Below are 24,530 nucleotides of genomic sequence, written 5' to 3' on the forward strand. Positions count from 1 at the left end.
GCTTATTAAATGTGGGAGCTGGCTTGCCTGCGATAGCGGTGGTTCAGTTAAAGATTCATTGACTGACACACCGCCTTCGCGAGCAAGCCCGCTCCCACATTTGGCTCGTGGGGTGCCAGGCACTTAGTCGCCGACTGTCCGGCCCTCATCGCAGGCAAGCCAGCTCCCACCGTTTGATTGCGGGGGCTCAGGTAGAGGGGGTTCGGCTGTCAGGCCGCAGGGATCTGTGTCGGGCACTGATTCTGTGAGCAACACAGACCCTTGTGGGAGCTGGCTTGCCTGCGATAGCGGTGGTTCAGTTAAAGACTCATTGACTGAAACACCGCCTTCGCGAGCAAGCCAGCTCCCACATTGATTACAGGTGCCCTCATCACAATTGATAACTGAAACTCAGCGTATACCGCGGCCTGCGGTTAAAGCTGTCCAGGGCGATATCCGACATTGGTTTGGCCGCCTCCAGCGCGATGTTGTAGTACTTCTTGTCGCCAAAGCGTAGACCCACCGCCGCCGAGGACATGTCGTTGGACTTGACCGGCAGGTCGTTGAACCAGGATTTGGCGCGGTCGACTACGACGTAGGGTTGCAGGATCTTCACCCAGTTGCCGGTGCGGTTGAAGCTGTAGTTGACCTCGTACGCCACCCCCCAGCCCTTGTCGCCCGAGCCTTGGTCGTCCGGGTAGCCACGGCCGAAATTCTGCCCGCCGAAGGTCACACGTTCGCTGTCGGGCAGGGTGTTGTCGCTCCAGTACAGCGCACCGGACAGCACGCCTTGCCAGTTGTCGAAGAACTTATCGCTTTGCACGCCGGAAAGGCGCAGGCGGAAGAAGTCGAGGTCCGGTTTGGGCACGCCCAGGTCGCTGCGGGCCTTGGCGCCCAAGCCGTCTATGCCCTGGTACAGGCCACCACTGATAATGCGCAGGCGTTGCGCGTCGGCCTTGCGCCAATCGCCTTCGAAGGCCAGGGCGCGCAGGTTGGATTCGATGTCGAAACGCAGCGGGTAGCCCACCAGTTTATAGCGCGTGGTCTGGTCGACCGCGTACAGGCGCGTGCCCAGGGTGAGTGACTCGGTGGGGGAGGCGATGAACGGGTGGCTCAGGCCAATGGAGTAGCGGTCGATGGACTGGTGCGGCTTGAGTTCGAAACCGCCGTCCAGTTGCACGCTGCTGTTGGGGTCGGCGCGATAGCGTTCGGCGGCGAGCGCCAGTTGGGTGCCCTCGGCGTTGATGAATTGGTTGTAGTCCACGCGGTAGTAATGCTCTTTGTCCTCGCCGGGTGGGAACAGGCCGCTGACGCTGAGCTGCTCGCCCATGGACGTCTGGGAATTGCTGGTGGCGCTCAGCAACGCTTGCGTGCCGCCACGGCTTTTCTGCACCAGGCTCATGCTGGTGGTGAAAGGTTTGCGGCTGGCCTGGATCTGCATGTGCGTGGCGCCATCGGTGGTGCCCGGTGGCGGTACTTGCGCCTGTACGCTGAGCCCGGGGATGCGGCTCATCAATGTGGTGTAGCGCTCGAAGGTCTTGCGGGTCAGCGGGCGCTCAGCCAGGAGCTTCTGCGCGAGTTTATCGACGTAGGCCGACACCGAACCGATGTCACCGGTTTGTTGATAGTCCTTGATGTACCCCTCCACCAGTACCACGCGGACCAGGCCGTTTTCGAAATTCTGTTGCGGCAGGAACGCGTAGGACAGCAGGTAGCCATCCTCCTGATAACGGCGGGTGATGCCACGGGTCGCTTCAATCAGTTGGGCGAGGTTGGTTTCCCGTCCAATCAACGGCGCATACACCTGTGCCGTCTCGGCGAGCGGGTAGACCGTTCCGCCTTCGATCTGCAATTTTCGAATAGTGACCTTGGTGTCCATCAACAGCGGCTGACCGGCAGTCGGTGGCGCTTCAGGTACCTGGGTTTTCGACGAGGGTGGTCGGTAGGCGTCGGCGGGCAGGTTGGGCACCGGCAGGGTGCGGACAGTGTCGTTGCTGTTAAGAAAGCTGGGAAGGGTCTCGGCCTGGACGTAGGCACTGAGGGTGAGCAATAACAACGGCGTCAACACGCGCATAGGACACTCCATGGTCAACTGCAGCAGCGCTTCGGGCCCGCCGGGTTCTGGGACTCGGTTCGGGAGGGTGGCGATTGATAAAGCGTGTCGCCGCCCATAAAAAAGACGAGAGACTTATTAAAGGTCTCTCGTCTCAACCAAGCGTAGGCGCTGTAGGGGAGGCCGTCTAATCGGCCAGGTGCATTTCTATTTGCCGGTCAGGCCGTTCAACAAACCGCCCAGACCGCCAGTGGCCGTAGTGCCGCCTGTGGTTGTGGCCGTGCCGGTTGCTGTGGCGGTGGTGCCGATATTCAGTCCACCGAGCAAGCCACCGCTGGTGCCGCCAGTGGTGCCGCCGGTCACCAGGCCACCCACCGAGGCGACGGTGCCGCCGACCGCTGTGACGGTGGTGCCTACCGCGTTGGTGATCGGGTTGGCATTGGCTGCCGTCAAGTTAGTGCCCACGCTGCTCACAGCGCCGCCGACTTGAGTGACCAAACCATTCACCGGAGCACCCACACCGGTAGTCGTGCCGATGGTTTGCGTCAGGTTGGTGACGCCGCTGGTCACAGGGTTGAGCGCTGCGCCGACATTGGCCGCCACGGTGGCGACCGGTGCGGTAGCTGCGGTGTTTGCTACACCTGTGCCACCCAGCACAGTGCCCAGCGACGCAACGGTGCCGCCGACCGCACCACCGGTCACACCCGCTGCACTGACGGTGCCGTTGGTGTTGCCCACGTTCAGGCCGGTACCTACGTTAGCCACCAGGCCACCCACCAGCTCTGGAATGCCGGGAGCCGAGGTGCCACCGGTTGGGGCCACATAACCACCCGATTTATCCAGTGTACCGCCGACGCCAGTGAGCACGGTGCCGACAATACCGGTGACCGGGTTGCCCGTGCCGCCGGTGCTGGCGACTTGAGTCCCCAGACCAGTGACAGCCGAACCGACTTTATCCAGTACGCCATTGAGTGGAGCGCCCAGGCCGGTTGCGTTGCCCAGGTTGCCGGTGGTGTTTTCCACCAGCGACACCACAGGCACCACGACTTTGCTGCCCAGGGTGTTGGTCAACGAACCCAGTGGGCCCGTGGTGCTGGCCGTGCTGAGGGTATCGCCGAGCATGGTGACGGTGTTGCCTACTTTATCCACAACGCCACCTACCGCAGTGCCTACTCCGCCTGTCACACCGCCGACGACGGGTATTCCCCCGAGGGTGGTTGACAGTGATTGGCCGGTGGTCGAGAGGCCGCCGCCCAAATCGGCCACCCCATTACCTACGCCTGCCACCGTGGTGCCCAGGGAGTTGGTGTTGGTGCCCAGTGAGCCCAAGCCGGCGGTTACGCCAGTGCCGATGCTGTTAACAGCGGTGCCTGCCGAGGTGACCAGGCCGCCAGCGGTTGCGCCGACGATGGGGACGCCATTCACCGTCGAACCCAGGTTACCGACCGCTGTGCCGACATTGCCGACTGTGGTGCCAAGGGTGCCGGCGATCTGGCCGGTGACCAGTGGGGTGGTTGTCGAACCAGTGCCGCCGCCGGTGCCACCACCAGTACCTCCGCCGGTGCCGCCGCCCGTGCCACCACCGGTACCTCCGCCGGTGCCGCCGCCCGTGCCACCACCGGTACCTCCGCCGGTGCCGCCGCCCGTGCCACCACCGGTACCTCCGCCGGTGCCGCCGCCCGTGCCACCACCGGTACCGCCGCCAGTGCCACCGCCAGTACCGCCACCGGTGCCGCCGCCCGTGCCGCCACCAGTACCGCCGCCAGTGCCGCCGTCACCACCGCCTGTGCCACCACCGGTACCACCGCCAGTTCCGCCGTCACCGCCGCCTGTGCCACCACCGGTACCACCGCCCGTGCCGCCATCACCGCCACCAGTACCTCCACCTGTACCGCCTCCGGCACCTGCACCTGCACCTGCATCCGGCGATGACGCCGCCACGCTTGATTTATGCCCGCCACCACCGCTGCTGCAGCCGCCCAGGCTCATTGCCAGAACGAGGGCCAGCGCGGTACTTGCTTTCCAAAACACGACTTGAGTTTTCATGATTGAGTTCCTTGCACCTGGTACAACCTTGGTTGTTTCAAACCTTCGTTACTTCTTTGGATAACGATAGGTTTGTCCGTGTGGCTATCTCAGGCCAGGGCACTCTTTCACGCAATGCTCAACTTGGTATTAACGATTTATATACACCCGGCCACAGTCGGCTTAATGACTAATACCAAAGGTGTAATGGATGGATGTTGCAGGATATTTAGATGATTAAAATCAAAGCGTTGTAAATAAAGGCGGACCTCGTAAGGTCCGCTATAACTTAGGGTGTATATATACAATTAATCAGAGTTTCTCACGCAATCGGCTGCCACTTCCCCAGCATATGTTGTATATCCCCAGCGCCTTTGAGTTCCAACGCCCCGCTGGAACCGGCCGCGCTGCTCATCAATATCACTTCACTGGGCAGCCGCACCGGCTTCATGAACTCGACGTCGATTTCAATATTCGCGGCCGGCAGCTGTTCTGCCAGCGCCGCGAGGGTGCGCGCCTTGTTCCACAACCCGTGGGCGATGGCCTGGGGAAAACCGAACAGCTTGGCGGTAGGCGCACTGAGGTGGATGGGGTTGTAGTCGCCGGACACTCGGGCGTAGCGGCGGCCTATGTCAGTGGGCGCTTTCCAGCGCGTCAATTCGGTGAGCGTGTCTGGGGTTTGCAATCCGCTCTCCAGGGCTTCGCCTTCCAGCTTCACGCCCCGGCATAACATTTGGCTTTCGGCTTCCCACAAGAGTCCAAGGGCATCCTCTACAACGGTGACGATGTCAAAGGTGGCCCCTTTGGGATGGGGGCTGAGATTGCGTGCATAGACACCGACGCTCACGTCACCCACCCCACCCAACGGCCGATGAATACGGATGCAATTGCGCAGGTGGATCAACCCCAGCAGCGGAAATGGAAAGGTCTTGTCCGTCAGCAGTTGCAGTTGCAGGCCGAACGCGAGGATATGCGGATAAGTCGCGGGCAGCATCGGGCTGTCAGCAAAACCGCATACCTTGCGGTACGCCGCAACGGCGCTGGGATTGACACTCATCCGGCAGCGCAACCCACGTTCGGGCAATGTGCTGCCGGTGATCTTGCGCTTGAGCGCCGCGCGCCAATACAGCGGCAGTAGAGACGGGGTGCTGTCCAACGTTTGCCATTGCATGATTACGCTCCCAGAAGACTTTGCCCACACACCCGCAGCGCCTGGCCGCTGACCGCACCGGAGCCCGGCTGGCTCAGCCAGGCGACGGCTTCGGCCACGTCCTGGGGCAAGCCACCTTGGCCCAGGGAACTCATGCGGCGCCCGGCCTCCCGCAGGGCGAAGGGGATATGCGCGGTCATCTGGGTTTCGATAAACCCAGGCGCAACGGCGTTAATGCTGATCCCACGTTCCTTCAGCAGCGGCGCCCAGGCTTGAGCCAGGCCGATGAGCCCGGCCTTGCTCGCGGCCTAGTTGGTTTGCCCACGATTGCCGGCGATGCCACTGATGGAGGCCAGCAACACTACCCGGGCGTTGTTTTGCAGGGTGCCGCTGTCGAGCAGGGCCTTGGTCAGCAGTTGCGGTGCCTTGAGGTTGACCGCCAGCACTGCGTCCCAGTATTCCGGGGTCATGTTGGCCAGGGTTTTGTCGCGGGTGATGCCGGCGTTGTGCACCAGGATGTCGAGCCCGTCTGGCAGGTGTTCGATCAGTTGGCGTGCGGCATCTTCGGCGCAGATATCCAGCACCACCGTGCGCGCATTCAGGCGTGCGGCCAGGGCTTCGAGGTCAGCCTTGGCCTGGGGCACATCGAGCAGAATGACCTCGGCGCCGTCGCGGGCCAGGGTTTCGGCGATGGAGGCACCGATGCCTCGAGCGGCGCCGGTAACCAATGCCTTGCGCCCGGCCAGCGGGCGCGTCCAGTCTTGCACCGGGGTATCGCAAGCTGCCAGGCGAATGACCTGGCCCGAGATATAAGCGCTCTTGGGCGAGAGGAAAAACCGCAGCGCGCCTTCCAACTGGTCTTCAGCGCCGTCGCCCACGTAGAGCAACTGCAGCACGCCACCGCTGCGCAGCTCCTTGGCCAGGGAACGGCTGAACCCTTCCAGGGCGCGCTGGGCGCTGGCGGCGAACGGATCGCTGAGGCTTTCCGGCGCCCGGCCAAGGATCACCAAGTGGGCACTGTGGTCGAGGTTTTTAAGCAGTGGTTGGAAGAATTCGCGCAGCTGCTTGAGCTGGTCGGCTTGCTGCAAACCGCTGGCGTCGAACACCACCGCCTTGAGCTTGGGGCCGTGCCCTGGAATCCACGCGGGCGCTGTCGAGGCTTCGGCGCCGTAGCTGTAGACGGCGTCGGTGAGTCGGTTGGCAAACGCCAGCACCTGGGTCGCCAGTGCGCCACCGCCCAGCAGCAGTGCGCCTTCGACCGGGCGCAGGCGTCCGGCTTGCCAGCGTTCCAGGCGTACCGGTGACGGCAGGCCAATGGCGGCGACCAGGCGATGGCCGAGGCTTGAGTTGGCGAAGTCGATATAACGGTCAGACATGGAACGCTCTCCGAAGGCTGGGGTTCAAAGGTTGACCACCCTGGGGTGGCAGTCGTTCGATTGAGCCTAGGCTAGGCTTGATGATTCCACCCACCACCACAAGGGAGCTTTCCATGACTCAATTGCGCCGTGTAGCGATCATTGGCGGTAACCGCATTCCTTTCGCCCGTTCCAATGGCCCCTACGCCACGGCGAGTAACCAGGCGATGCTGACTGCCGCGCTGGAGGGCCTGATCGAGCGCTACAACCTGCACGGCCTGCGCATGGGCGAGGTGGCCGCCGGCGCGGTGCTCAAGCATTCCCGTGATTTCAACCTGACGCGTGAATGCGTGCTCGGCTCGCGCCTGTCACCGCAAACCCCTGCGTACGACATTCAGCAAGCCTGCGGCACGGGGCTGGAGGCGGCGCTGCTGGTGGCCAATAAAATCGCCCTGGGCCAGATCGAGTGCGGCATTGCCGGCGGGGTGGACACCACGTCGGATGCACCGATTGGCGTGAATGAAGGGCTGCGCAAGATCCTGCTGCAAGCCAACCGCAGCAAATCCCTGGCAGATAAATTAAAACTCCTGTTACAACTTCGTCCTCATCACCTCAAGCCGCAACTGCCGCGCAACGGCGAACCGCGTACCGGTTTGTCCATGGGCCAGCACTGCGAACTGATGGCCCAGACCTGGCAGATCCCCCGCGCCGAGCAGGACCAGCTTGCGCTGGAGAGCCACCAGAAGATGGCGGCGGCCTACGCCGAAGGCTGGCACAACGATTTGCTCACACCCTTTCTCGGCCTTACCCGCGACAACAACCTGCGCCCCGACCTGACCCTGGAAAAACTCGCCAGCCTCAAGCCGGCCTTCGAGCGCAGCGAAAAGGGCACGCTCACCGCGGGCAACTCCACACCGCTGACCGATGGTGCCTCTCTGGTGCTGCTGGGCAGCGAGGCGTGGGCCAAGGAGCGCGGCCTGCCGATCCTGGCTTACCTGCGCGATGGCGAAGCAGCGGCGGTGGATTTCGTCCACGGCGCCGAGGGCCTGCTGATGGCGCCGGTGTATGCAGTACCCCGCTTGCTGGCGCGCAACGGCCTGACCTTGCAGGACTTTGATTACTACGAGATCCACGAAGCCTTCGCCGCCCAAGTGTTGTGCACGCTCAAGGCCTGGGAAGACGCCGACTATTGCAAGAGCCGCCTGGGCCTGGACGCGCCGCTGGGGTCTATCGACCGCAGTCGGCTTAACGTCAAGGGCAGTTCCCTGGCGGCGGGCCATCCGTTTGCCGCCACCGGTGGGCGGATCGTCGCCAACTTGGCTAAATTATTGGATGCGGCGGGCAAGGGCCGTGGGTTGATTTCCATCTGTGCCGCCGGTGGTCAAGGCGTGACGGCGATTATCGAACGCTGATCGGCGAAAAAGTTGGCCCATTGAATGCATTCTGAAGGGGTCAGAGGTCAGTAGCCTCTCCCCCCGGCGAGCCGATTGCCGTATAACGAGTGCCACACGCGTGTTTGGTAATACAGGACCCACAATAAAAGCTGATGAAGACTCCTAAACGCATTGAACCCCTGATCGAAGACGGTCTGGTCGACGAAGTGCTGCGCCCTCTGATGAGTGGTAAAGAAGCAGCTGTTTATGTGGTGCGCTGCGGCAATGAATTGCGTTGCGCCAAGGTTTACAAGGAGGCGAATAAACGAAGTTTTCGTCAGGCATCCGAATACCAGGAGGGCCGTAAGGTCCGTAACAGCCGCCAGGCGCGAGCCATGGCCAAGGGCTCCAAGTTCGGCAAGAAAGAAACCGAAGATGCCTGGCAGAACGCGGAAGTGGCGGCGTTGTTTCGCCTGGCCGGTGCGGGCGTTCGTGTGCCCCAGCCGTTCGATTTTCTCGAAGGCGTGCTGTTGATGGAACTGGTGGCCGACGAGTACGGCGATGCGGCGCCGCGTCTGAATGACGTAGTGCTGGAGCCGGACCAGGCGCGCGAATACCACGCCTTCCTGATCTCCCAGATCGTGCTGATGCTGTGCACCGGCCTGGTGCACGGTGACCTGTCCGAGTTCAACGTACTGCTCACGCCTACGGGCCCGGTGATCATCGACCTGCCCCAGGCGGTGGATGCGGCGGGCAACAACCACGCGTTCAGCATGCTGGAGCGCGACGTGGGCAACATGGCTTCCTACTTCGGGCGTTTTGCCCCGGAGTTGAAGAAGACCAAGTACGCCAAGGAAATGTGGGCGCTGTACGAAGCCGGCACTTTGCACCCGGCCAGTGTATTGACCGGTGAGTTCGACGAACCGGAAGAACTGGCGGATGTGGGCGGTGTGATCCGCGAAATCGAAGCGGCGCGGGTGGATGAAGAGCGTCGCCAGGCGATTCGCGCGGCGGACGATGCGCCAACGAGCAAAGTGCCGGACGAGCCACCGCCGCCGCCTTGGATGCAGTGATCTTCGGGTAGATGAAGATCAAAATATGGGAGGGGGGCTTGCCCTAATGCCCTGTAGGAGCGAGCTTGCTCGCGAAAAGCGTCAACGATAACGCGTGCTTCCTGAGTGGACGCGGCGTCTTTGAGTTTTTCGCGAGCAAGCTCGCTCCTACAAAAATTAGGGCTTGCCCCGATGGCGGTGGTTCAATCACTCCCTCCCACATTTGGATTGCGTGTATCAAGCCAGAGCATCAGGCGCAGCAGTTGCCCGCTGCCAATTCCTTGAGGATCGGGCAATCGGGCCGATGATCGCCCTGGCAGTGCTCCATCAGGTCCTGCAAGGTATCGCGCAGTTGCCCCAGCTCGCGAATCTTGTGATTGAGCTCGTCGATGTGCTGGCGCGCCAAGGCTTTTACGTCGGCGCTGGCTCGCTGGCGGTCTTCCCACAGGGTCAGCAACTTGCCGACTTCTTCCAGTGAAAACCCCAGGTCCCGCGAGCGCTTGATGAACGTCAGGGTGTGCAGGTCGTCGTGGCCGTACACCCGGTAGCCGCTGTCGGTGCGGTGGGCGGTTTTCAGCAGGCCAATGGATTCGTAGTAGCGAATCATCTTGGCGCTTAGCCCGCTGGTGCGGGCGGCTTGGCCGATGTTCATGGGCGTTGATCCTCCAAGTCCTTGGGTTTCCAGGTTTTCAACAACAGGGCGTTACTCACCACGCTGACGCTGGATAAGGCCATGGCAGCGCCAGCCAGTACCGGGTTGAGCAGGCCGAAGGCGGCCAGGGGAATGCCGATCAAGTTATACACAAAGGCCCAGAACAGATTCTGTCGAATTTTCGCGTAGGTCTTGCGGCTGATCTCCAGGGCGGCCGGCACCAGGCGCGGGTCGCCACGCATCAAGGTGATACCGGCGGCGTGCATGGCCACGTCGGTCCCGCCGCCCATGGCGATGCCGATATCGGCAGCGGCCAGGGCCGGCGCATCGTTGATGCCGTCACCGACCATGGCCACCACGCCGGTTTTTTTCAGCTCGGCCACGGCAGCGGCTTTATAGGCGGGCAGTACCTCGGCATGCACATCGTCGATGCCCAAGGCCTCGGCCACCACCCGCGCACTGCCGTGGTTATCGCCGGTGATCAGGTGGCTGCTGATGTGCTGCGCCTTGAGTTGTTGCACGGCCTGTAACGCGCCGGGTTTGAGCGTGTCGCCAAAGGCAAACAGCCCCAGCACGCGGGGCTGCGCACCTTGCTCGATCAGCCAGGACAAGGTGCGGCCTTCGGCTTCCCATTCCTTGGCACGCGGGCCTAAATCGCCTGCGTCCAGGCCGGTTTCTTCCAGCAAGCGGCGATTGCCCAGGGCCAATGGCCGACCGTCGAGCGTACCGGCAATGCCGCGCCCGGTCAGGGATTGGCTGGCGCTCACATCGGCCACGTCCAAGCCTTTTTCGCGGCAAGCATCCAGCACGGCCTTGGCCAGTGGGTGCTCACTGCCGCGTTGCAGGGCGCCGGCCTGTTGCAACAATAGGGCTTCGTTGCCATCCACGGCCGCCAAATGGGCAATGTTGGGCGCGCCGGAGGTGAGGGTGCCGGTTTTGTCGAACACCACGGCACTCACGGCATGGGCGCGCTCCAGGGCTTCGGCGTCCTTGATCAGGATACCGTGGCGTGCGGCGACGCCGGTGCCGGCCATGATCGCGGTCGGCGTGGCCAGGCCCAAGGCACAAGGGCAGGCGATCACCAATACGGCGACCGCATTGATGATGGCGGTTTCCAGGGAGGCGCCATACAGCCACCAGCCCACTACGGTAATCAGTGCCAATACCAGCACGGCCGGCACGAACACTTGGCTGACTTTATCTACCAGTTTCTGGATCGGCGCCTTGGCGGCCTGGGCGTCTTCGACCAGGCGGATGATGCGCGCCAGCACGCTTTCCGCGCCCAGGGCCAGGGTGCGCACCAGCAGGCGGCCTTCACCGTTGATGGCGCCACCTGTGACCGCGTCGCCGGGTTGTTTGGGCACCGGCAGGCTTTCGCCACTGATCAGCGCCTCATCGGCATGGCTCTGGCCTTCCACCACCTCACCGTCCACCGGGAAGCGTTCGCCGGGTTTGACCAGCACCAGATCGCCGTGCTTCAACGCACTGATGGCGCCGTCTTCTTCACGGCCGTCCTGCACGCGAATCGCACGTTCCGGCCGCAAGGCTTCAAGGGCGCGGATGGCGCTGGCAGTCTGGCGTTTGGCGCGGCTTTCCAGGTATTTGCCCAGCAGCACCAGAGCGATCACCACCGCCGAGGCTTCGAAGTACAGGTGCGGCGTCACGCCTGGGGCGGCGGTGAGCCATTCATAGATACTCAAGCCGTAGCCGGCACTGGTACCGATCGCCACCAGCAGGTCCATATTGCCGGCGCCGGCGCGCACGGCTTTCCAGGCGGCGATATAGAAGCGCGCACCCAGGATGAATTGCACCGGCGTGGCCAGGGCAAACTGTATCCAGGCGGGGAGCATCCAGTGCAGGCCGAAGGGTTCTACCAGCATCGGCAGCACCAAGGGCAACGCCAGCAGAATGCCCGCGACCAGCGACCAGCGCTCGCGGCGCAGGCGTCGGGCTTGATCGGCGTCGGTGGCGGTTTCGCTTTGGGGCAGGGTGGCGGTGTAACCGGCTTTGTCGACAGCGGCGATCAGCACGCTGGGGTCCATCTGGCCCTGTACTTCGATGCGCGCGCGCTCATTGGCCAGGTTGACGCTGACACGCTGCACGCCCGGCACTTTGCCCAGCGCGCGTTCGACCCGCCCGGCACAGCTGGCACAGGTCATGCCGCCGATGGGCAGGTCAAAGGTGGTGGATCCATTCATGGGGCAGTCCTCCAGAAGAAGTTGCCACTAGGATCAACCTTAACCTGTGGGGAAGGTCAAGCCCCTTCAGTATTCCAATGCCGCGGCTTTGAGGTACATGCCGTTTGGGCCTTGGGCAATGCGCAATTTGCGTACATCACCGGCTTTCAAGGTGATGTTCTGCGCGGCAGGTGCGAGTAGGCCCGGCAGACAGCCTGGAGCTTGACCCGGCAACAGTTTCAGGCGCAACGACACATCGCCGGAGGGAAGGTTGAAGGACGTCGCCTGCTCCTGGAACAGACGCCCGGCCAGTTGGTCCTGGATATACAGGCCGATCTCGCAGGGGGTCGGCACTTCCAGGCGTTCGCGGGAAATAATCAGCACCGCATAATCTTCAGCTGCCAGGGCCTGGGGCGCAGCGGCAGGCAAGCTCATCAGGCCGGCAAGGGCAAAAAACGACCAGCGCATGGCGAATGCTCCGTGGTTCACAGCTAGGAAGGTTGAAGCTTGGCCGACGTCGCCGCCGAATACCAGCCCGGCAGAAATACTGAGAACTTGACCTTGCCATCATGGCAAGCTCGACACTGGGCTCAACCTCATCAAAGGAGTCATGTCATGCAAATATTCAGCGTTGAAGGAATGACCTGCGGCCATTGCGTTAAAGCGGTGACCCAGGCGGTACAGAGCAAGGATCCGGCGGCGAGTGTAAAGGTGGATTTGGCGGCGAAAGAAGTGGGTGTGGAAAGCCGCTTATCTGCAGATGACGTGATCGGCCTGATAACCGAAGAAGGCTACAGCGCCAAGCTGGCGTGATTTTTCTGATCGTTAGCCACCTAACGTAATGTTCATGGCACCCAAGCGCGGCTAGACTGTTGAGCTGCCGACTCACTTGGGTGTCTGATGAACCTTCGCATAATCCTGATTCTGGGCGCCCTGAGCGCCTTCGCGCCGTTGGCGATCGACTTTTACCTGCCGGGCTTTCCGGCAATGGCCACGGCCTTTGCCACTGACGAAAAACATATCCAACTGACCCTGGCCGTGTATTTCGCGGGCCTGGCTATGGGTCAATTGATCTACGGGCCGCTGGCGGACCGCTTTGGCCGGCGCGTGCCGCTGCTGAGCGGCGTCACCCTGTTTACCCTCGCGTCTTTCGCTTGTGCGTATGCGCCGTCCCTGGAGTGGCTGATTGGCGCGCGTTTCGTGCAGGCTCTTGGCGGGTGCGCGGGCATGGTGATTTCCCGGGCGGTGGTCAGTGACAAATGCGATGCCGTGGGCTCGGCTAAGGTGTATTCGCAACTGATGCTGGTGACCGGCCTGGCCCCGATCCTGGCGCCGTTGGCCGGTGGCCTGATGGTCGGGGTGTGGGGCTGGCAGTCGATTTTCCTGGCGTTGTCGTTGTTCAGCGTGATGGCGGCCATCGCCGTGGCGGTCGGGTTGCCGGAAACCTTCCCGGCCGATCAGCCGCGTCAGCCGTTGTCGGGCTCGTTGCGCCGCTACGGCTCGCTACTGTCAGACCGGGTGTACCTGGGCTATGCCTTGACCGGCGGCATCTCGATTGCCGGGATGTTTGCCTACATCGCCGGCTCACCCTTCGTGTTTATCAAGCTCTATGGCGTGCCGGCCGAGCATTACGGCTGGTTGTTCGGCTCCAACGCCGCGGGCTTTATCCTGGTGGCGCAACTGAACGCAAGATTGCTCGCCAAGCGCGGCCCGGCGTTTTTGCTGTCGCGCACCGTGTGGGTCTACGTGGCGGCGGCGTTGACGCTGTTGGGGATTGCCGCGTTGCGCACCGAGGCACTATGGCCGTTGCTGGTGCCGCTGTTTATCTGTATCGCCAGCCTGGGCTGCATTTTGCCGAATACCTCGGCCTGTGCCATGAGCGGGCAGGGTGCTCGGGCCGGTAGCGCGTCGGCGTTGCTCGGTTGCATCCAGTTCGGTGTGGCGGCAGGCGCGGCGTCGTTGGTCGGCGTGTTGCACGACGGGACGGCGATGCCGATGGCCATGGTCATCAGCCTCTGCGGTGTGCTGGCGGTGACCATTGCCATGGCGACCCAGCGCCTGCAACGGGCAAGGGCCGTACAGGCGCAGGTCTGAAGTTCGGCTCAGCCAGCGGAGCGTTGCTGGTTGAGGGGGAAGCGATGGGGAGCCTGGATCCGGGCCTGCAGCGTGTCGGCGAAGGCGCGGGCCTCGGCCTCACTGCGGAAGGTGATGGCCTCGCCGTCGAGACGAACTTGCCATTGGCTGCCTGGGGATTTTGCTAACGCTTTTATCAGGATTTTCATTGCTGACTTCCTCACGTAAAAGAATCGTGGCAAAGGCGGCCAATATAAACCTGAACGGGCTCATAAATATGACAAGGATCAACTCTCGGACTAATGGTGTCGTCCATTACCTACGCAGATAACGGACGACACTGACAGCCGTTTTTTCAGAACCCTTCCAGCACGATCTTGCCCTTGGCCTTACCGCTTTCCAGCAGGGCGTGGGCGCGGCGCAGGTTCGCCGCGTTGATCACGCCGAAGTGCTCGCCTACCGTGGTTTTCAGGATGCCGGCGTCGATCAGTTCGGCCACGCGGTTGAGCAGGTTGTGCTGCTCGATCATGTCTGGCGTCTCGAACATCGAACGGGTGTACATGAACTCCCAGTGCAGCGACAGGCTCTTGCGCTTGAGCTTGCTCACATCCAGGGCCTTGGGATCGTCGATCAACGCCAGCTTGCCTTGGGGTTGCAGCGCTTCGACCAGTTGGTCCAGGTGATGCTCGGTCTGGGTCAGGCTGGCAACGTGGGTGACTTGCCCGTGCCCGGCCTGTTTCAACGCTTCGCTCAGCGGCTGGCTGTGGTCGATCACCACGTGTGCTCCCAGAGCCTTGGCCCATGCCTGGGTTTCGGGGCGCGAGGCGGTGCCGATGACCTTCAACGCGGTGAGCTGGTTGGCCAGTTGAGTCAGGATCGACCCCACGCCACCGGCAGCGCCGACGATCAGCAGGCTCTGGCCTTGATCGTCCTTGCCTTCAGTCACCTGCAAACGTTCGAACAACAGCTCCCACGCGGTGATGGCGGTCAACGGCAATGCGGCCGCTTCGGCAAACCCCAGGCTCTTGGGCATATGGCCGACGATGCGTTCATCCACGGTGTGCAGTTCGCTGTTGCCGCCTGGGCGTACCAGGGAACCGGCGTAGTAGACCTTGTCGCCGGCCTTGAACAACGTCACGTCACTGCCGACCGCCTTGACCACACCCGCCACGTCCCAACCCAGCACTTTGGCGGCGCCATTTTCCGGGGCGACGTTCTGGCGCACTTTGGTGTCCACCGGGTTGACCGAGATGGCTTTGACTTCCACCAACAGGTCACGGGGGCCGGCCTCGGGAGCTGGTAGTTCGATGTCTTGCAGGGATTTTGGATCGTTGATCGGCAGTGAGGCGTAGTAGGCGATGGCTTTCATGATGACTCCAAGTGAATACGGTCAAGGTAGGAGCGAGCTTGCTCGCGAAGATCGTTAACGATGACGCGGTGTTTCTGATTTCGCGCGTCGTCCTTGGGTTTTCGCGAGCAAGCTCGCTCCTACAAAAAAAGGCGGGATCAGGCGAGAAATTTCAGGCGCTTGAGTTCGAAGTGTTCGATCACATCGGCGGTCTTGGCGCGAAAGCTCTGGATATGCGCGCTCTGGTCGTGGTCGGCCAGCGCCGCGTCGTCGCTCCAGCGCTCGAGCATGTAGAAGGTCTCGGGGTGTTGCAGGTCCTGGTGCAGGTCGTACTGCTGGCAACCGGCTTCCAGGCGAGTCGGTTCCAGCAGGCCGCGCAGCAGGGTCTCCAGGGTGGCGTGCAGGCCGGGTTTGGCGATCAGCGTGGCGATGACGTTAAAAGCGGTGGACATAGTCGACTCCTGGCACGGGCTAACGGGATGGGCAGATGATTGGCTATTTCCCATGCCGATAAAAGCGGCTAAAACAGCAGGCTGTTTCAACCAAATATTGATAATGAGCGGAAATGCATGCTGCGGTTTGATGATTTGCAGTTGTTTGTGCGGGCGGCGGACTTGGGCAGCCTGTCGGCTGCGGCGCGGGTCATGGACCTGTCACCGGCGGTGGCCAGTGCTGCGCTCAAGCGTATCGAACAGCAGCTGGGCACGCGCTTGCTGGCGCGCTCTACCCGCAGCCTTCGGCTGACGGCCGAAGGCGAGGGCTTTCTGGAGTACGCACGGGCGTCACTGAGTGCGCTGGATGAAGGGCGGCGCCTATTGGCCAGTGGCCAGGATCACGTCAGTGGTTTGCTGCAATTGTCGGCACCCTCGGATTTTGGCCGCAACCAACTGTTGCCGTGGCTGGACGCATTCCAGCAGGAGCATCCGCAACTGAACGTGCGCCTGTTGCTCGGTGATCGCATTGCCGACCTGTTCCGCCAGCCCGTGGACATTGCCCTGCGTTACGGCGAACCCGAAGACTCCAGCCTGATTGCGCTGCCCATCGCCCCGGACAATATTCGCGTACTCTGCGCCGCACCCAGTTACCTCGCCCGGCATGGCGAGCCGCGCCATCTGGAACAACTGGCCCAGCACAATTGCCTGCTGTACATGCTCGGCAGCCGCGTCCACGACCACTGGGGTTTTTACGATGGCAAGCGCCACGTAAGCCTGACGGTCAGCGGCGATCGCTTCAGCGATGACGCTGATGTGGTGCGCCGCTGGGCGGTGGCGGGCATGGGCATCGCCTACAAGTCGTGGCTGGATGTGAGCACCGATGTGCTGGCCGGGCGCTTGCGTTTGATCCTGCCGGAACTGCAGGGCGAGCGCACCCCGCTCAACCTGCTGTGCGCCCACCGTGCGCAATTGAGTAAACCCATCAATCTGCTGCGGGACATGCTCGTGTCCCGTTGTGCGACATTGACCGCGCAGCGACCGGGGTGAATGGCTTCTCGGCAATAGCCTGCGCCACGCTCGGAAGTTTCACTCGTATCCTGTCCTGATCTGCACTGTCAGACGCCGCGGAACCTACTGCCCGCGCACCTATACTTGGGCGTCAACCGCAGCAGAAAAAATGGTTTAACAGGGAGTGAATACATGGGAGCAGCACCTTGCATCAGTCAGATCGCCAGCTTGCTCGCCGAGCCTAAACGCACGGCCATGCTCTGGGCCTTGATGGACGGTTCGGCGAAATCTTCAGACGAACTGGCAACGCTGGCCGGTTTGTCGCCGGCGTCAGCCAATGCACACTTGGCGCGGCTGACCGGCAGCGGCCTGTTGCGGATCGGGGCGCGGCGAGGCCAGCGCCTGTTTCGGGTAGCGGCCGCTGATGTCAGCACCGCCATTGATGCATTGGCCAGCACCACTATGGCCAGTGCGGCCCGCAGCACCCCGGATGTTTTGCCACCGGCGCTGCGCGCACCGCCGTTGCTGCGCCGCGCCCGCTGGTGCCACGGCCACCTCGGCGGCGAGCTGGCGGCGCAGCTGTATCAACGGATGCTTGAGGCCGGATGGATTGAGCGCCATGAGCAGCGTACCGAGGTGACGCCCAAGGGCGTGCAGGCGTTAGCGGAACTGGGCATTTTTACCCAGGCATTGGCATCGCCGCTGGCCTGCGACTGTTTCGACTGGAGCCAGCAGCAACCCCATCTGGGCGGTGCGTTGGGGGCGGGCTTGATGCAACTGTTTCTGCAGGCGAACTGGATCAGTGTGATCAACGAGTCACGGGCCCTGTCGGTCAATGACGGGGGGCTTGAGCACATAGCTCGCATTGCCAAACTGTAGGAGCGAGCTTGCTCGCGAAAAACTTGAGTGCGCCGCGTTTTCTCCAGATGCCCCGCGTTATCGTTAACGATCTTCGCGAGCAAGCTCGCTCCTACAGGTGCTCGCGTCGTTCTCAGCTGTCGTCAGGTCGCATCCAGCAATAGCCGGCGCAAACGATGCCGCACACTCGCCAAGGGGATTTTTTCATACGAGGGGTGCGGCATGGGTAGGCAGGGTTATAGCGCGGCGGAACGCCTGGAACGGTTACCCATCAGCGGTTACCACCGAATCATTTTCATCATCATCGCCCTGGCGTTTTTCTTTGACTCCATGGACCTGGCGATGATGACCTTCCTGTTGGGCTCGATCAAAGCCGAGTTTGGCCTGAGCACGGCCCAGGCCGGGTTGCTGGCCAGTTCGAGTTTTTTCGGCATGGTGGTGGGCGCTTCGCTGTCCGGGATGCTTGCTGATCGCTTCGGGCGAAAGCCGGTGTTCCAGTGGAGCATCGTACTCTGGGGCCTGGCGAGCTACCTGTGTTCCACGGCGCAGACGGTGGAGACGCTGACGTTGTTCCGGATCTTGCTGGGCATTGGCATGGGCATGGAGTTTCCCATTGCCCAGTCGATGCTGTCGGAGCTGATCCCCGCCAAGCGACGCGGGCGTTACATCGCCTTGATGGATGGCTTCTGGCCGTTGGGTTTTGTGGCCGCGGGTGTGTTGTCTTACTTCTTATTGCCGGTGATTGGCTGGCGCGACATCTTTCTGGTGTTGGCGATACCGGCGGTGTTTGTGCTGGCCATCCGTTTCTTTATCCCGGAGTCGCCGCGTTGGCTGGAACAGGCTGGGCGCCATGAGGCGGCGGACAAGGTCTTGCTGGGCATCGAGCACAAGGTGCGCGATTCCCTGGGCCGCGCCGACTTGCCGGAGCCGATTGCCCTGCCACGGATCGAGAGTGCGCCGGGGACGTTTTTCTCCGCGTTTCAGCAGCTGTGGTCAGCGCAGTACCGCCAACGCACGATGATGATCTGGAGTGTGTGGTTCTTCGCCCTGCTTGGGTTCTACGGGCTGACGTCGTGGTTGAGTGCGTTGTTGCAGCAATCGGGTTTTGCTGTGACTCAGTCGGTGTATTACACGGTGATCATTTCCCTGGGCGGAATCCCAGGCTTTTTGATGGCCGCGTGGTTGGTCGAGCGCTGGGGACGCAAGCCCGTGTGCGTGGTGACCTTGCTGGGCGGCGGGGTGATGGCGTTTGTGTATGGGCAGAGCGCAGTGTTTGGCGGCAACGTGGGCCTGCTGATCACCTCAGGGTTGTTGATGCAGTTCTTCCTGTTTGGCATGTGGGCGGTGCTGTACACCTACACGCCGGAGTTGTATCCCACCTCGGCACGTGCGACCGGCTCGGGGTTTGCGTCGGCGATTGGGCGGGTTGGTTCGTTGCTGGGGCCATTGGTGACCGGGCTGGTGTTCCCGATAACCGGGCAGGGCGGGGTATTTGCCTTGGGCGCGCTGTGCTTTGCGGTGGCGGCGCTGGTGGTGTGGCTGTTTGGGATGGAGACCAAGGGCAAGACCCTGGAAGAGCTCACCCAGGCTTAAAGCTGATGGGGCCATGTGGGAGCCGGGCTTGCCCGCGATAGCAGTAGGTCAGGCAATAAGAGGCTGGCTGATACACCGCTATCGCAGGCAAGCCAGCTCCCACAGGTTGAGTCCGGGTCTATTCAGTTATGGCTTCACGAGCCGCGCATCCAGGCTGTTCTGCGCCAGGCGTGTGGCCTGGTCCTGGGTCATGCCCAGGCTGGTGTACAGCGCATGGAAGTTCTCGGTGACGTAGCCGCCGAAGTACGCCGGGTCATCCGAGTTCACGGTGACTTTCACGCCACGCTCGAGCATGTCGAGGATGTTGTGCTGGGCCATGTCGTCGAACACGCAGAGCTTGGTGTTGGACAGTGGGCACACGGTCAACGGGATCTGCTCGTCGATGATGCGCTGCATCAAACGCTCGTCTTCGATGGCGCGCACGCCATGGTCGATGCGTTGGATCTTCAGCAGGTCGATGGCTTCCCAGATGTACTCGGGAGGGCCTTCTTCACCTGCGTGGGCCACGGTCAAAAAGCCTTCGTGACGGGCGCGGTCGAACACGCGCTGGAACTTGCTCGGGGGGTGGCCCATTTCCGAGCTGTCCAGGCCCACGGCCACGAACGCGTCACGGAACGGCAGCGCCTGGTCGAGGGTTTTCTGCGCTTCGTCTTCGCTCAGGTGGCGCAGGAAACTGAGGATCAAACCGCTGGTGATGCCCAGTTGCTGCTCGCCGTCTTTAAGCGCAGCGGCGATGCCGTTGAGCACCACTTCGAACGGCACGCCACGGTCGGTGTGGGTTTGCGGGTCGAAGAAGGGTTCAGTGTGGATCACGTTCTGGGCTTTGCAGCGCAGCAGGTAGGCCCAGGTCAGGTCGTAGAAGTCCTGGGACGTGCGCAGCACATCGGCGCCCTTGTAATACAGGTCGAGAAACTCTTGCAGGTTGTTGAAGGCGTAGGCCTTGCGCAGGGTTTCGACGTCGTTCCATGGCAGCGCAATCTTGTTGCGCTCGGCCAGGGCGAACAGCAGCTCAGGCTCCAGCGAGCCTTCCAGGTGCAGGTGCAATTCAGCCTTGGGCAGGGCGTTGAGCCAATCGTACATTTTTGAAATCTCATCAGGTGCAATGGCGGCATTCTACAGACCATGGCTGAAATAATCGGCAAAACCTGACCAGCAGGAGAGTATTTCTGTCACTCACGCAAGGGTGGCCTGAACTAAGGTGTAACGAAACGTTAGCGGCTCGGCGCAGTCTGTACCCCATCAATGACTGATTCGCTGTACGAAAAGGCCCGGAATGCTCACATCCCTCAAGCAAGAAAAATTCATGCTGCTGGCGCTGATTGCCGCCATCGCCGCCTACCCGCTGGAACACTGGATGCTCCACAGCGGCCAACTGGTCGCGCTGCTGGCCGGTTTCGCGCTGATCGCGTTTATCGTGATGGCATCGATGCGCGTGGCTCATCACGCCGAGCAGTTGGCGGAAAAAGTCGGTGACCCCTACGGCACCATGATCCTGACCCTCGCCGCTGTATTGGTGGAAGTGGTGATCCTGGCGATCATGATGAGCAACGAGCCATCGCCGACTCTGGTGCGCGACACCATTTACTCAGCGGTGATGCTCGATATCAACGGCATCCTCGGCCTGGCCGCGCTGATGGGCGGCATCAAGCATGGCGAACAGTCCTACAACGATGACTCGGCGCGCACCTACAGTGTGATGATCCTTACCGCCATGGGCGTGTCGATGGTGGTGCCGGAATTTATCCCCGAAGCCGACTGGAAAATTTATTCGGCCTTCACCATTGGCGCGATGGTGGTGCTTTACACCTTGTTCCTGCGGATGCAGGTGGGGCCGCACAGTTATTTCTTCAGCTACAGCTACCCGGAAAAACGCCGCAAGAAACAGCCGGAAGACGAGCACGCGCCGTCTGTCAGCCTGACGTTTTCCATTGCGACCCTGGTGTTTGGAGTGGTCGTGATTGGCGCGCTGGCCGAGGTGATGTCCAAGACCCTCGACCTGGGCCTGGAAGGCACAGGTGCACCGCCGGTGATTACCGCGATTGTGGTGGCGGCTATCTCGGCCGCGCCGGAAATCCTCACGGCACTGCGCGCCGCGTTGGCCAACCGCATGCAATCGGTGGTCAACATCGCGCTGGGGGCTTCGTTGTCTACGGTGATTCTGACGGTGCCGGTGATGGAAGCCATGGCGCTCTATACCGGGCAGCCATTCCAGATGGCGATGACGCCGGTGCAAACGGTGATGGTGTTTATCACCCTGATCGTCAGCGCGATCAACCTCAACGATGGTGAAACCAATGCGATAGAAGGGATGACGCATTTTGTGTTGTTTGCGACCTTTATTATGCTGTCGCTATTGGGTTTGTAGCCGATTTGAAAGGTGGCACAGATCCAATGTGGGAGCGGGCTTGCTCGCGAATGCGCTGTGTCAGTCAGTACATCTGTGACTGAACCACCGCATTCGCGAGCAAGCCCGCTCCCACATTTTGATTGGCGCCTGGCTTAGGTGCCCGCGATCAACTGCCGCGCCGCCTGGCTGTGATCGGCGATCAAGCCCTTGAGGTCAAGGCCTTCGACTTGGCCGTCGATCACCCGCCACTTGCCGCCGACCATCACTCGATCCGCCCGATCCGCACCGCACAACAGCAGCGCGGAAATGGGGTCATGGCTGCCGGAGAAGCGCAGTTCATCGAGTTTGAACAGTGCCAGGTCCGCCTGCTTGCCGACGGCCAACTCGCCAATATCCGTGCGCCCCAGCAACTGCGCCGAGCCCTTGGTGGCCCAACCCAATACGCCTTCGGGGGTGATTTTTTCCGCGCCATAACGCAGGCGCTGGATGTACAGGGCCTGGCGCGCTTCAAGGATCATGTTCGAGGCGTCGTTGGAGGCCGAGCCGTCCACGCCCAAGCCGATGGGGGCGCCGGCGGCAAGTAGGTCCAGGGTAGGGCAGATGCCGGAGGCCAGGCGCATATTCGAGCTTGGGCAATGGCAGATGCCGGTGCCGGCGGCGCCCAGGCGCGCTATTTCGTCCGGGTTGAAATGAATGCCGTGGGCCAGCCAGGTGCGTGGGCCGAGCCAGCCGACGCTGTCGAGGTAATCCACGGTACGCAGCCCGAAGCGTTGCAGGCAGAAATCTTCCTCGTCGAGGGTTTCCGCCAAGTGGGTGTGCAGGCGCACGTCCAACTGGTTGGCAAGTTCGGCGCTGGCTTGCATGATTTCGGGGGTGACGGAAAACGGCGAGCACGGCGCCAGGGCGATCTGGATCTGCGCCCCGTCACCGCGCTGGTGATATTCGCGGATCAGGCGCTGGCTGTCTTCGAGGATCACCTGGCCTTGCTGCACCGTTTGCTGCGGCGGCAGGCCACCATCGGCTTCGCCCAGGCTCATGGAACCGCGAGTGAGCATGGCGCGCATCCCCAGTTCACGCACGGTCTCGACCTGCACATCAATGGCGTTCTCCAAGCCATCGGGGAACAGGTAGTGGTGATCGGCCGCCGTGGTGCAGCCCGACAGCAGCAACTCGGCCAGGGCGACTTTGCTGGCCAGGGCGAGTTTTTCCGGGGTGAGCCGCGCCCATACGGGGTACAGGGTTTTCAGCCAGGGAAACAGCGGCTGGTTGACCACTGGGCCCCAGGCGCGGGTCAGGGTTTGATAGAAGTGGTGGTGGGTATTGATCAGCCCAGGCAGCACCACATGCTCGCGGGCATCGAACACCTGCGCGCAGGGTTGTGCAGGCGCTTGCCCTTGGGCCAGCACTTCGGTGATGACACCGTCTTGCAGCACCAGGCCGCCACGGGCATCGAGGCCATTGGCAGTGAAAATCGCGAGGGGGTTTTTTAACCAGATACGGGTCGCAGGCATTGGCCGGCTCCTCTGAATGATGGGTTCAGGTTTGCCAGCTCAGTGTTGCCCTGTCTGCTGATCCAGGGTCGCCGGGAAGGGCGAGGTGGGCAGTTTACCTCTGTGGGAGCGAGCTTGCTCGCGAAAATCGTCAACGATGACGCGGGCAGTCTGGTTTAACGCATTGCCTGGGCGTTCTTCGCGAGCAAGCTCGCTCCTACAGTTGGGGGTGGTTACCAGGCGATGGTGTCGCCTTTGTAGTCGACGAAGTGATGGCCGCCTTTGCCGGTGTAGGCATTTACCTGGTCCACCAGGCCGCGCACGCTGGTCTCGACGTCGATGTGGGCGTTTTCGCCGCCCATGTCGGTCTTCACCCAGCCCGGATGCAGTGACAGCACCGTCGGCTTGGGCTCGCCCAGTTGCGTGATAAAACTGTTGGTCATCGAATTGAGGGCGGCCTTGCTGGCTTTGTACAGCGCCAGGTCCGAGCCGTCGGGAATGGTCACGCTGCCCAGCACCGAACTCATGAAAGCCAGCACGCCGGTGTCTTTGCGGATCTGCCCGATAAAGCGCTGGGCCAGGTTGATCGGCGCCACGGCGTTGGTGAAGAACAGCTGGCCGACTTCCGCCAGGGTCGCGTAGCCGGGCTCCTGGTTGGCCGGGCCCTTGACGCCGGCGTTGACGAACAGCAAGTCGAATGTGCGGTCTTTCAGGCGCTGGGCCAGGGCGATCACGGCTTGCTGGTCGTCCATATCCAACTTCTCGATCTGCACCGGCCCCACGGCTTTCAGGGCATCGGCCTTGTTCGGGTCGCGCACGGTGGCGGTCACGTCCCAGCCGTCCTGGAGCAGTTGCTTGACCAGGCCAAGGCCCAGCCCGCGCGAGGCGCCGATGATCAGTGCGGTTTTTGGCGTAGACATGAAAGGCTTCCTTTGAAATCGCGGTTCAGGGAGTTCAGCGCATAACAGTAGCAGTTTCAGCGTTCGAGCAGGATGCGCCCACGGCTCAGGTCGGCGAGCTGGGTTTGCAGGGTGTCGATGTGCGCCTCTCCCAGTGCGAGCTGCAGCTCTACGCCGTTGGCGGTGAAGGTTTCTTCCACCACAAGCCCGCCGAGTTCAGCGACACGCAGCTTCCCCAGGTTCAGTTCGGAGAAGCCACAGGCGCAACTCAGGGGGACGCGGCTGATCAGCTCGATGCGTTCGGCATTTTGCAGGCTTTTATTGGCCCCGCCGCCATAGGCGCGGGCCAACCCACCCGTGCCCAGTTGGATGCCGCCGTACCAGCGGATCACCAAGACGGCCACCTGATCAAAGCCCTGGGCCTCGATGGCCGCAAGGATCGGGCGCCCCGCGGTGCCACCGGGTTCGCCGTCGTCGCTGCTGCGGTATTGATCGCCCAGCTTCCAGGCCCAGCAGTTGTGCGTGGCGTTGAGGTCGCAGTGTTGCTCGAAAAACGCCTGGGCGTCCTGCGGGCTGGTAATCGGCGCCGCCAAGGTGATAAAGCGGCTTTTGCGTATTTCTTCACGAAACTCGCAAAAGCCGGTGAGCGTAAAAGACATAAATC

At 62.1% G+C, this 24,530-nt stretch carries 21 protein-coding genes and 1 pseudogene; 8 read left to right on the forward strand and 14 right to left on the reverse strand.

Features of this window, described 5'->3' with window-relative positions:
• Positions 1 to 370 precede the first annotated feature (370 nt).
• The 4 genes and pseudogenes from CER19_RS23910 to CER19_RS23925 all read right to left on the reverse strand — a co-directional run bounded on the left by CER19_RS23910 (position 371) and on the right by CER19_RS23925 (position 6,583).
• Positions 371 to 2,053 carry a ShlB/FhaC/HecB family hemolysin secretion/activation protein gene (locus CER19_RS23910; RefSeq protein ID WP_116668215.1) on the reverse strand — a complete coding sequence of 561 codons (1,683 nt, stop codon included), beginning with the start codon at positions 2,051 to 2,053 and terminating at the stop codon, positions 371 to 373.
• 186 nt (positions 2,054 to 2,239) lie between these two features.
• Complete coding sequence (locus CER19_RS23915; protein WP_116668216.1) at positions 2,240 to 4,078, reverse strand: collagen-like triple helix repeat-containing protein; 1,839 nt, start codon at positions 4,076 to 4,078, stop codon at positions 2,240 to 2,242.
• A gap of 301 nt (positions 4,079 to 4,379) precedes the next feature.
• A complete protein-coding gene (locus tag CER19_RS23920) occupies positions 4,380 to 5,228 on the reverse strand; it encodes a MaoC/PaaZ C-terminal domain-containing protein (RefSeq protein WP_116668217.1) in 849 nt (282 codons plus the stop codon).
• Between the two features lie 2 nt (positions 5,229 to 5,230).
• Positions 5,231 to 6,583, reverse strand: a pseudogene (locus tag CER19_RS23925) (3-oxoacyl-ACP reductase).
• Between the two features lie 113 nt (positions 6,584 to 6,696).
• On the opposite strand from CER19_RS23925, the gene CER19_RS23930 reads away from it, so the two are divergent.
• Positions 6,697 to 7,974, forward strand: coding sequence for an acetyl-CoA C-acetyltransferase (locus CER19_RS23930; RefSeq protein WP_116668218.1), 1,278 nt, complete (start codon positions 6,697 to 6,699; stop codon positions 7,972 to 7,974).
• Between the two features lie 134 nt (positions 7,975 to 8,108).
• On the forward strand, positions 8,109 to 9,008 hold the full coding sequence (locus tag CER19_RS23935; protein ID WP_116668219.1) for a PA4780 family RIO1-like protein kinase: 900 nt from the start codon (positions 8,109 to 8,111) through the stop codon (positions 9,006 to 9,008).
• Positions 9,009 to 9,237: 229 nt separating this feature from the next.
• Here the strand turns inward: CER19_RS23935 and cueR are convergent, their stop codons facing one another.
• The 3 genes from cueR to CER19_RS23950 form a co-directional block, all read right to left on the reverse strand.
• On the reverse strand, positions 9,238 to 9,639 hold the full coding sequence (cueR, locus tag CER19_RS23940; protein WP_003188242.1) for a Cu(I)-responsive transcriptional regulator: 402 nt from the start codon (positions 9,637 to 9,639) through the stop codon (positions 9,238 to 9,240).
• Complete coding sequence (locus CER19_RS23945) at positions 9,636 to 11,837, reverse strand: cation-translocating P-type ATPase (protein ID WP_116668220.1); 2,202 nt, start codon at positions 11,835 to 11,837, stop codon at positions 9,636 to 9,638. The genes cueR and CER19_RS23945 overlap by 4 nt, the downstream gene beginning before the upstream one ends.
• A gap of 66 nt (positions 11,838 to 11,903) precedes the next feature.
• Positions 11,904 to 12,284: a hypothetical protein gene (locus CER19_RS23950; protein WP_116668221.1), complete on the reverse strand. Its 381-nt coding sequence runs from the start codon at positions 12,282 to 12,284 to the stop codon at positions 11,904 to 11,906.
• Between the two features lie 147 nt (positions 12,285 to 12,431).
• Between CER19_RS23950 and CER19_RS23955 the strand changes: the two genes are divergently transcribed.
• Entirely contained in the window at positions 12,432 to 12,629 is a 198-nt protein-coding gene (locus CER19_RS23955; protein WP_014716765.1) for a heavy-metal-associated domain-containing protein, read from the forward strand.
• Between the two features lie 87 nt (positions 12,630 to 12,716).
• Positions 12,717 to 13,910 (forward strand): multidrug effflux MFS transporter, encoded by a 1,194-nt coding sequence (locus CER19_RS23960; RefSeq protein ID WP_116668222.1) that lies wholly within the window; start codon positions 12,717 to 12,719, stop codon positions 13,908 to 13,910.
• Between the two features lie 8 nt (positions 13,911 to 13,918).
• On the opposite strand, the gene CER19_RS23965 is transcribed toward CER19_RS23960, so the two are convergent.
• The 3 genes from CER19_RS23965 to CER19_RS23975 form a co-directional block, all read right to left on the reverse strand.
• On the reverse strand, positions 13,919 to 14,098 hold the full coding sequence (locus CER19_RS23965) for a hypothetical protein (RefSeq protein WP_014716767.1): 180 nt from the start codon (positions 14,096 to 14,098) through the stop codon (positions 13,919 to 13,921).
• Between the two features lie 146 nt (positions 14,099 to 14,244).
• Entirely contained in the window at positions 14,245 to 15,258 is a 1,014-nt protein-coding gene (locus tag CER19_RS23970; RefSeq protein WP_116668223.1) for a zinc-binding alcohol dehydrogenase family protein, read from the reverse strand.
• 137 nt (positions 15,259 to 15,395) lie between these two features.
• Positions 15,396 to 15,689, reverse strand: a complete 294-nt coding sequence (locus CER19_RS23975; RefSeq protein WP_116668224.1) for a putative quinol monooxygenase — start codon at positions 15,687 to 15,689, stop codon at positions 15,396 to 15,398.
• A gap of 117 nt (positions 15,690 to 15,806) precedes the next feature.
• Between CER19_RS23975 and CER19_RS23980 the strand changes: the two genes are divergently transcribed.
• The 3 genes from CER19_RS23980 (at position 15,807) to CER19_RS23990 (ending at position 19,130) form a co-directional block, all read left to right on the forward strand.
• On the forward strand, positions 15,807 to 16,718 hold the full coding sequence (locus tag CER19_RS23980) for a LysR family transcriptional regulator (RefSeq protein WP_116668225.1): 912 nt from the start codon (positions 15,807 to 15,809) through the stop codon (positions 16,716 to 16,718).
• Positions 16,719 to 16,871: 153 nt separating this feature from the next.
• Positions 16,872 to 17,558, forward strand: a complete 687-nt coding sequence (locus CER19_RS23985) for a helix-turn-helix transcriptional regulator (RefSeq protein ID WP_116668226.1) — start codon at positions 16,872 to 16,874, stop codon at positions 17,556 to 17,558.
• Positions 17,559 to 17,759: 201 nt separating this feature from the next.
• Complete coding sequence (locus CER19_RS23990; RefSeq protein WP_116668227.1) at positions 17,760 to 19,130, forward strand: MFS transporter; 1,371 nt, start codon at positions 17,760 to 17,762, stop codon at positions 19,128 to 19,130.
• Between the two features lie 126 nt (positions 19,131 to 19,256).
• Here the strand turns inward: CER19_RS23990 and CER19_RS23995 are convergent, their stop codons facing one another.
• On the reverse strand, positions 19,257 to 20,210 hold the full coding sequence (locus tag CER19_RS23995; RefSeq protein ID WP_032893723.1) for an adenosine deaminase: 954 nt from the start codon (positions 20,208 to 20,210) through the stop codon (positions 19,257 to 19,259).
• 193 nt (positions 20,211 to 20,403) lie between these two features.
• On the opposite strand from CER19_RS23995, the gene CER19_RS24000 reads away from it, so the two are divergent.
• The gene (locus tag CER19_RS24000; RefSeq protein ID WP_116668228.1) at positions 20,404 to 21,495 is read left to right on the forward strand and encodes a calcium:proton antiporter; all 1,092 of its coding nucleotides are present in this window, start codon (positions 20,404 to 20,406) and stop codon (positions 21,493 to 21,495) included.
• Positions 21,496 to 21,629: 134 nt separating this feature from the next.
• Here CER19_RS24000 and CER19_RS24005 read toward each other — a convergent pair whose 3' ends face one another.
• The 3 genes from CER19_RS24005 to CER19_RS24015 all read right to left on the reverse strand — a co-directional run bounded on the left by CER19_RS24005 (position 21,630) and on the right by CER19_RS24015 (position 24,525).
• Positions 21,630 to 22,988, reverse strand: a complete 1,359-nt coding sequence (locus CER19_RS24005) for an 8-oxoguanine deaminase (RefSeq protein WP_116668229.1) — start codon at positions 22,986 to 22,988, stop codon at positions 21,630 to 21,632.
• 212 nt (positions 22,989 to 23,200) lie between these two features.
• A complete protein-coding gene (locus CER19_RS24010; RefSeq protein WP_116668230.1) occupies positions 23,201 to 23,887 on the reverse strand; it encodes an SDR family oxidoreductase in 687 nt (228 codons plus the stop codon).
• A gap of 56 nt (positions 23,888 to 23,943) precedes the next feature.
• Complete coding sequence (locus tag CER19_RS24015) at positions 23,944 to 24,525, reverse strand: YigZ family protein (RefSeq protein ID WP_116668231.1); 582 nt, start codon at positions 24,523 to 24,525, stop codon at positions 23,944 to 23,946.
• Positions 24,526 to 24,530: the final 5 nt, after the last annotated feature.

The organism is Pseudomonas sp. GL93 (assembly GCF_003408955.1).
Lineage (GTDB): Bacteria > Pseudomonadota > Gammaproteobacteria > Pseudomonadales > Pseudomonadaceae > Aquipseudomonas > Aquipseudomonas paracarnis.

Coding starts and splice junctions, on each gene's coding strand:
- CER19_RS23945 (WP_116668220.1), bottom strand. CDS start 11,837: ATGAATGGATCCACCACCTTTGACCTGCCCATCGGCGGCATGACCTGT.
- CER19_RS23950 (WP_116668221.1), bottom strand. CDS start 12,284: ATGCGCTGGTCGTTTTTTGCCCTTGCCGGCCTGATGAGCTTGCCTGCC.
- CER19_RS23930 (WP_116668218.1), top strand. CDS start 6,697: ATGACTCAATTGCGCCGTGTAGCGATCATTGGCGGTAACCGCATTCCT.
- CER19_RS23955 (WP_014716765.1), top strand. CDS start 12,432: ATGCAAATATTCAGCGTTGAAGGAATGACCTGCGGCCATTGCGTTAAA.
- CER19_RS23980 (WP_116668225.1), top strand. CDS start 15,807: ATGCTGCGGTTTGATGATTTGCAGTTGTTTGTGCGGGCGGCGGACTTG.
- CER19_RS23935 (WP_116668219.1), top strand. CDS start 8,109: ATGAAGACTCCTAAACGCATTGAACCCCTGATCGAAGACGGTCTGGTC.
- CER19_RS23960 (WP_116668222.1), top strand. CDS start 12,717: ATGAACCTTCGCATAATCCTGATTCTGGGCGCCCTGAGCGCCTTCGCG.
- CER19_RS23970 (WP_116668223.1), bottom strand. CDS start 15,258: ATGAAAGCCATCGCCTACTACGCCTCACTGCCGATCAACGATCCAAAA.
- CER19_RS23990 (WP_116668227.1), top strand. CDS start 17,760: ATGGGTAGGCAGGGTTATAGCGCGGCGGAACGCCTGGAACGGTTACCC.
- CER19_RS23985 (WP_116668226.1), top strand. CDS start 16,872: ATGGGAGCAGCACCTTGCATCAGTCAGATCGCCAGCTTGCTCGCCGAG.
- CER19_RS23920 (WP_116668217.1), bottom strand. CDS start 5,228: ATGCAATGGCAAACGTTGGACAGCACCCCGTCTCTACTGCCGCTGTAT.
- cueR (WP_003188242.1), bottom strand. CDS start 9,639: ATGAACATCGGCCAAGCCGCCCGCACCAGCGGGCTAAGCGCCAAGATG.
- CER19_RS24015 (WP_116668231.1), bottom strand. CDS start 24,525: ATGTCTTTTACGCTCACCGGCTTTTGCGAGTTTCGTGAAGAAATACGC.
- CER19_RS24010 (WP_116668230.1), bottom strand. CDS start 23,887: ATGTCTACGCCAAAAACCGCACTGATCATCGGCGCCTCGCGCGGGCTG.
- CER19_RS24005 (WP_116668229.1), bottom strand. CDS start 22,988: ATGCCTGCGACCCGTATCTGGTTAAAAAACCCCCTCGCGATTTTCACT.
- CER19_RS23975 (WP_116668224.1), bottom strand. CDS start 15,689: ATGTCCACCGCTTTTAACGTCATCGCCACGCTGATCGCCAAACCCGGC.
- CER19_RS23910 (WP_116668215.1), bottom strand. CDS start 2,053: ATGCGCGTGTTGACGCCGTTGTTATTGCTCACCCTCAGTGCCTACGTC.
- CER19_RS23995 (WP_032893723.1), bottom strand. CDS start 20,210: ATGTACGATTGGCTCAACGCCCTGCCCAAGGCTGAATTGCACCTGCAC.
- CER19_RS24000 (WP_116668228.1), top strand. CDS start 20,404: ATGCTCACATCCCTCAAGCAAGAAAAATTCATGCTGCTGGCGCTGATT.
- CER19_RS23965 (WP_014716767.1), bottom strand. CDS start 14,098: ATGAAAATCCTGATAAAAGCGTTAGCAAAATCCCCAGGCAGCCAATGG.
- CER19_RS23915 (WP_116668216.1), bottom strand. CDS start 4,078: ATGAAAACTCAAGTCGTGTTTTGGAAAGCAAGTACCGCGCTGGCCCTC.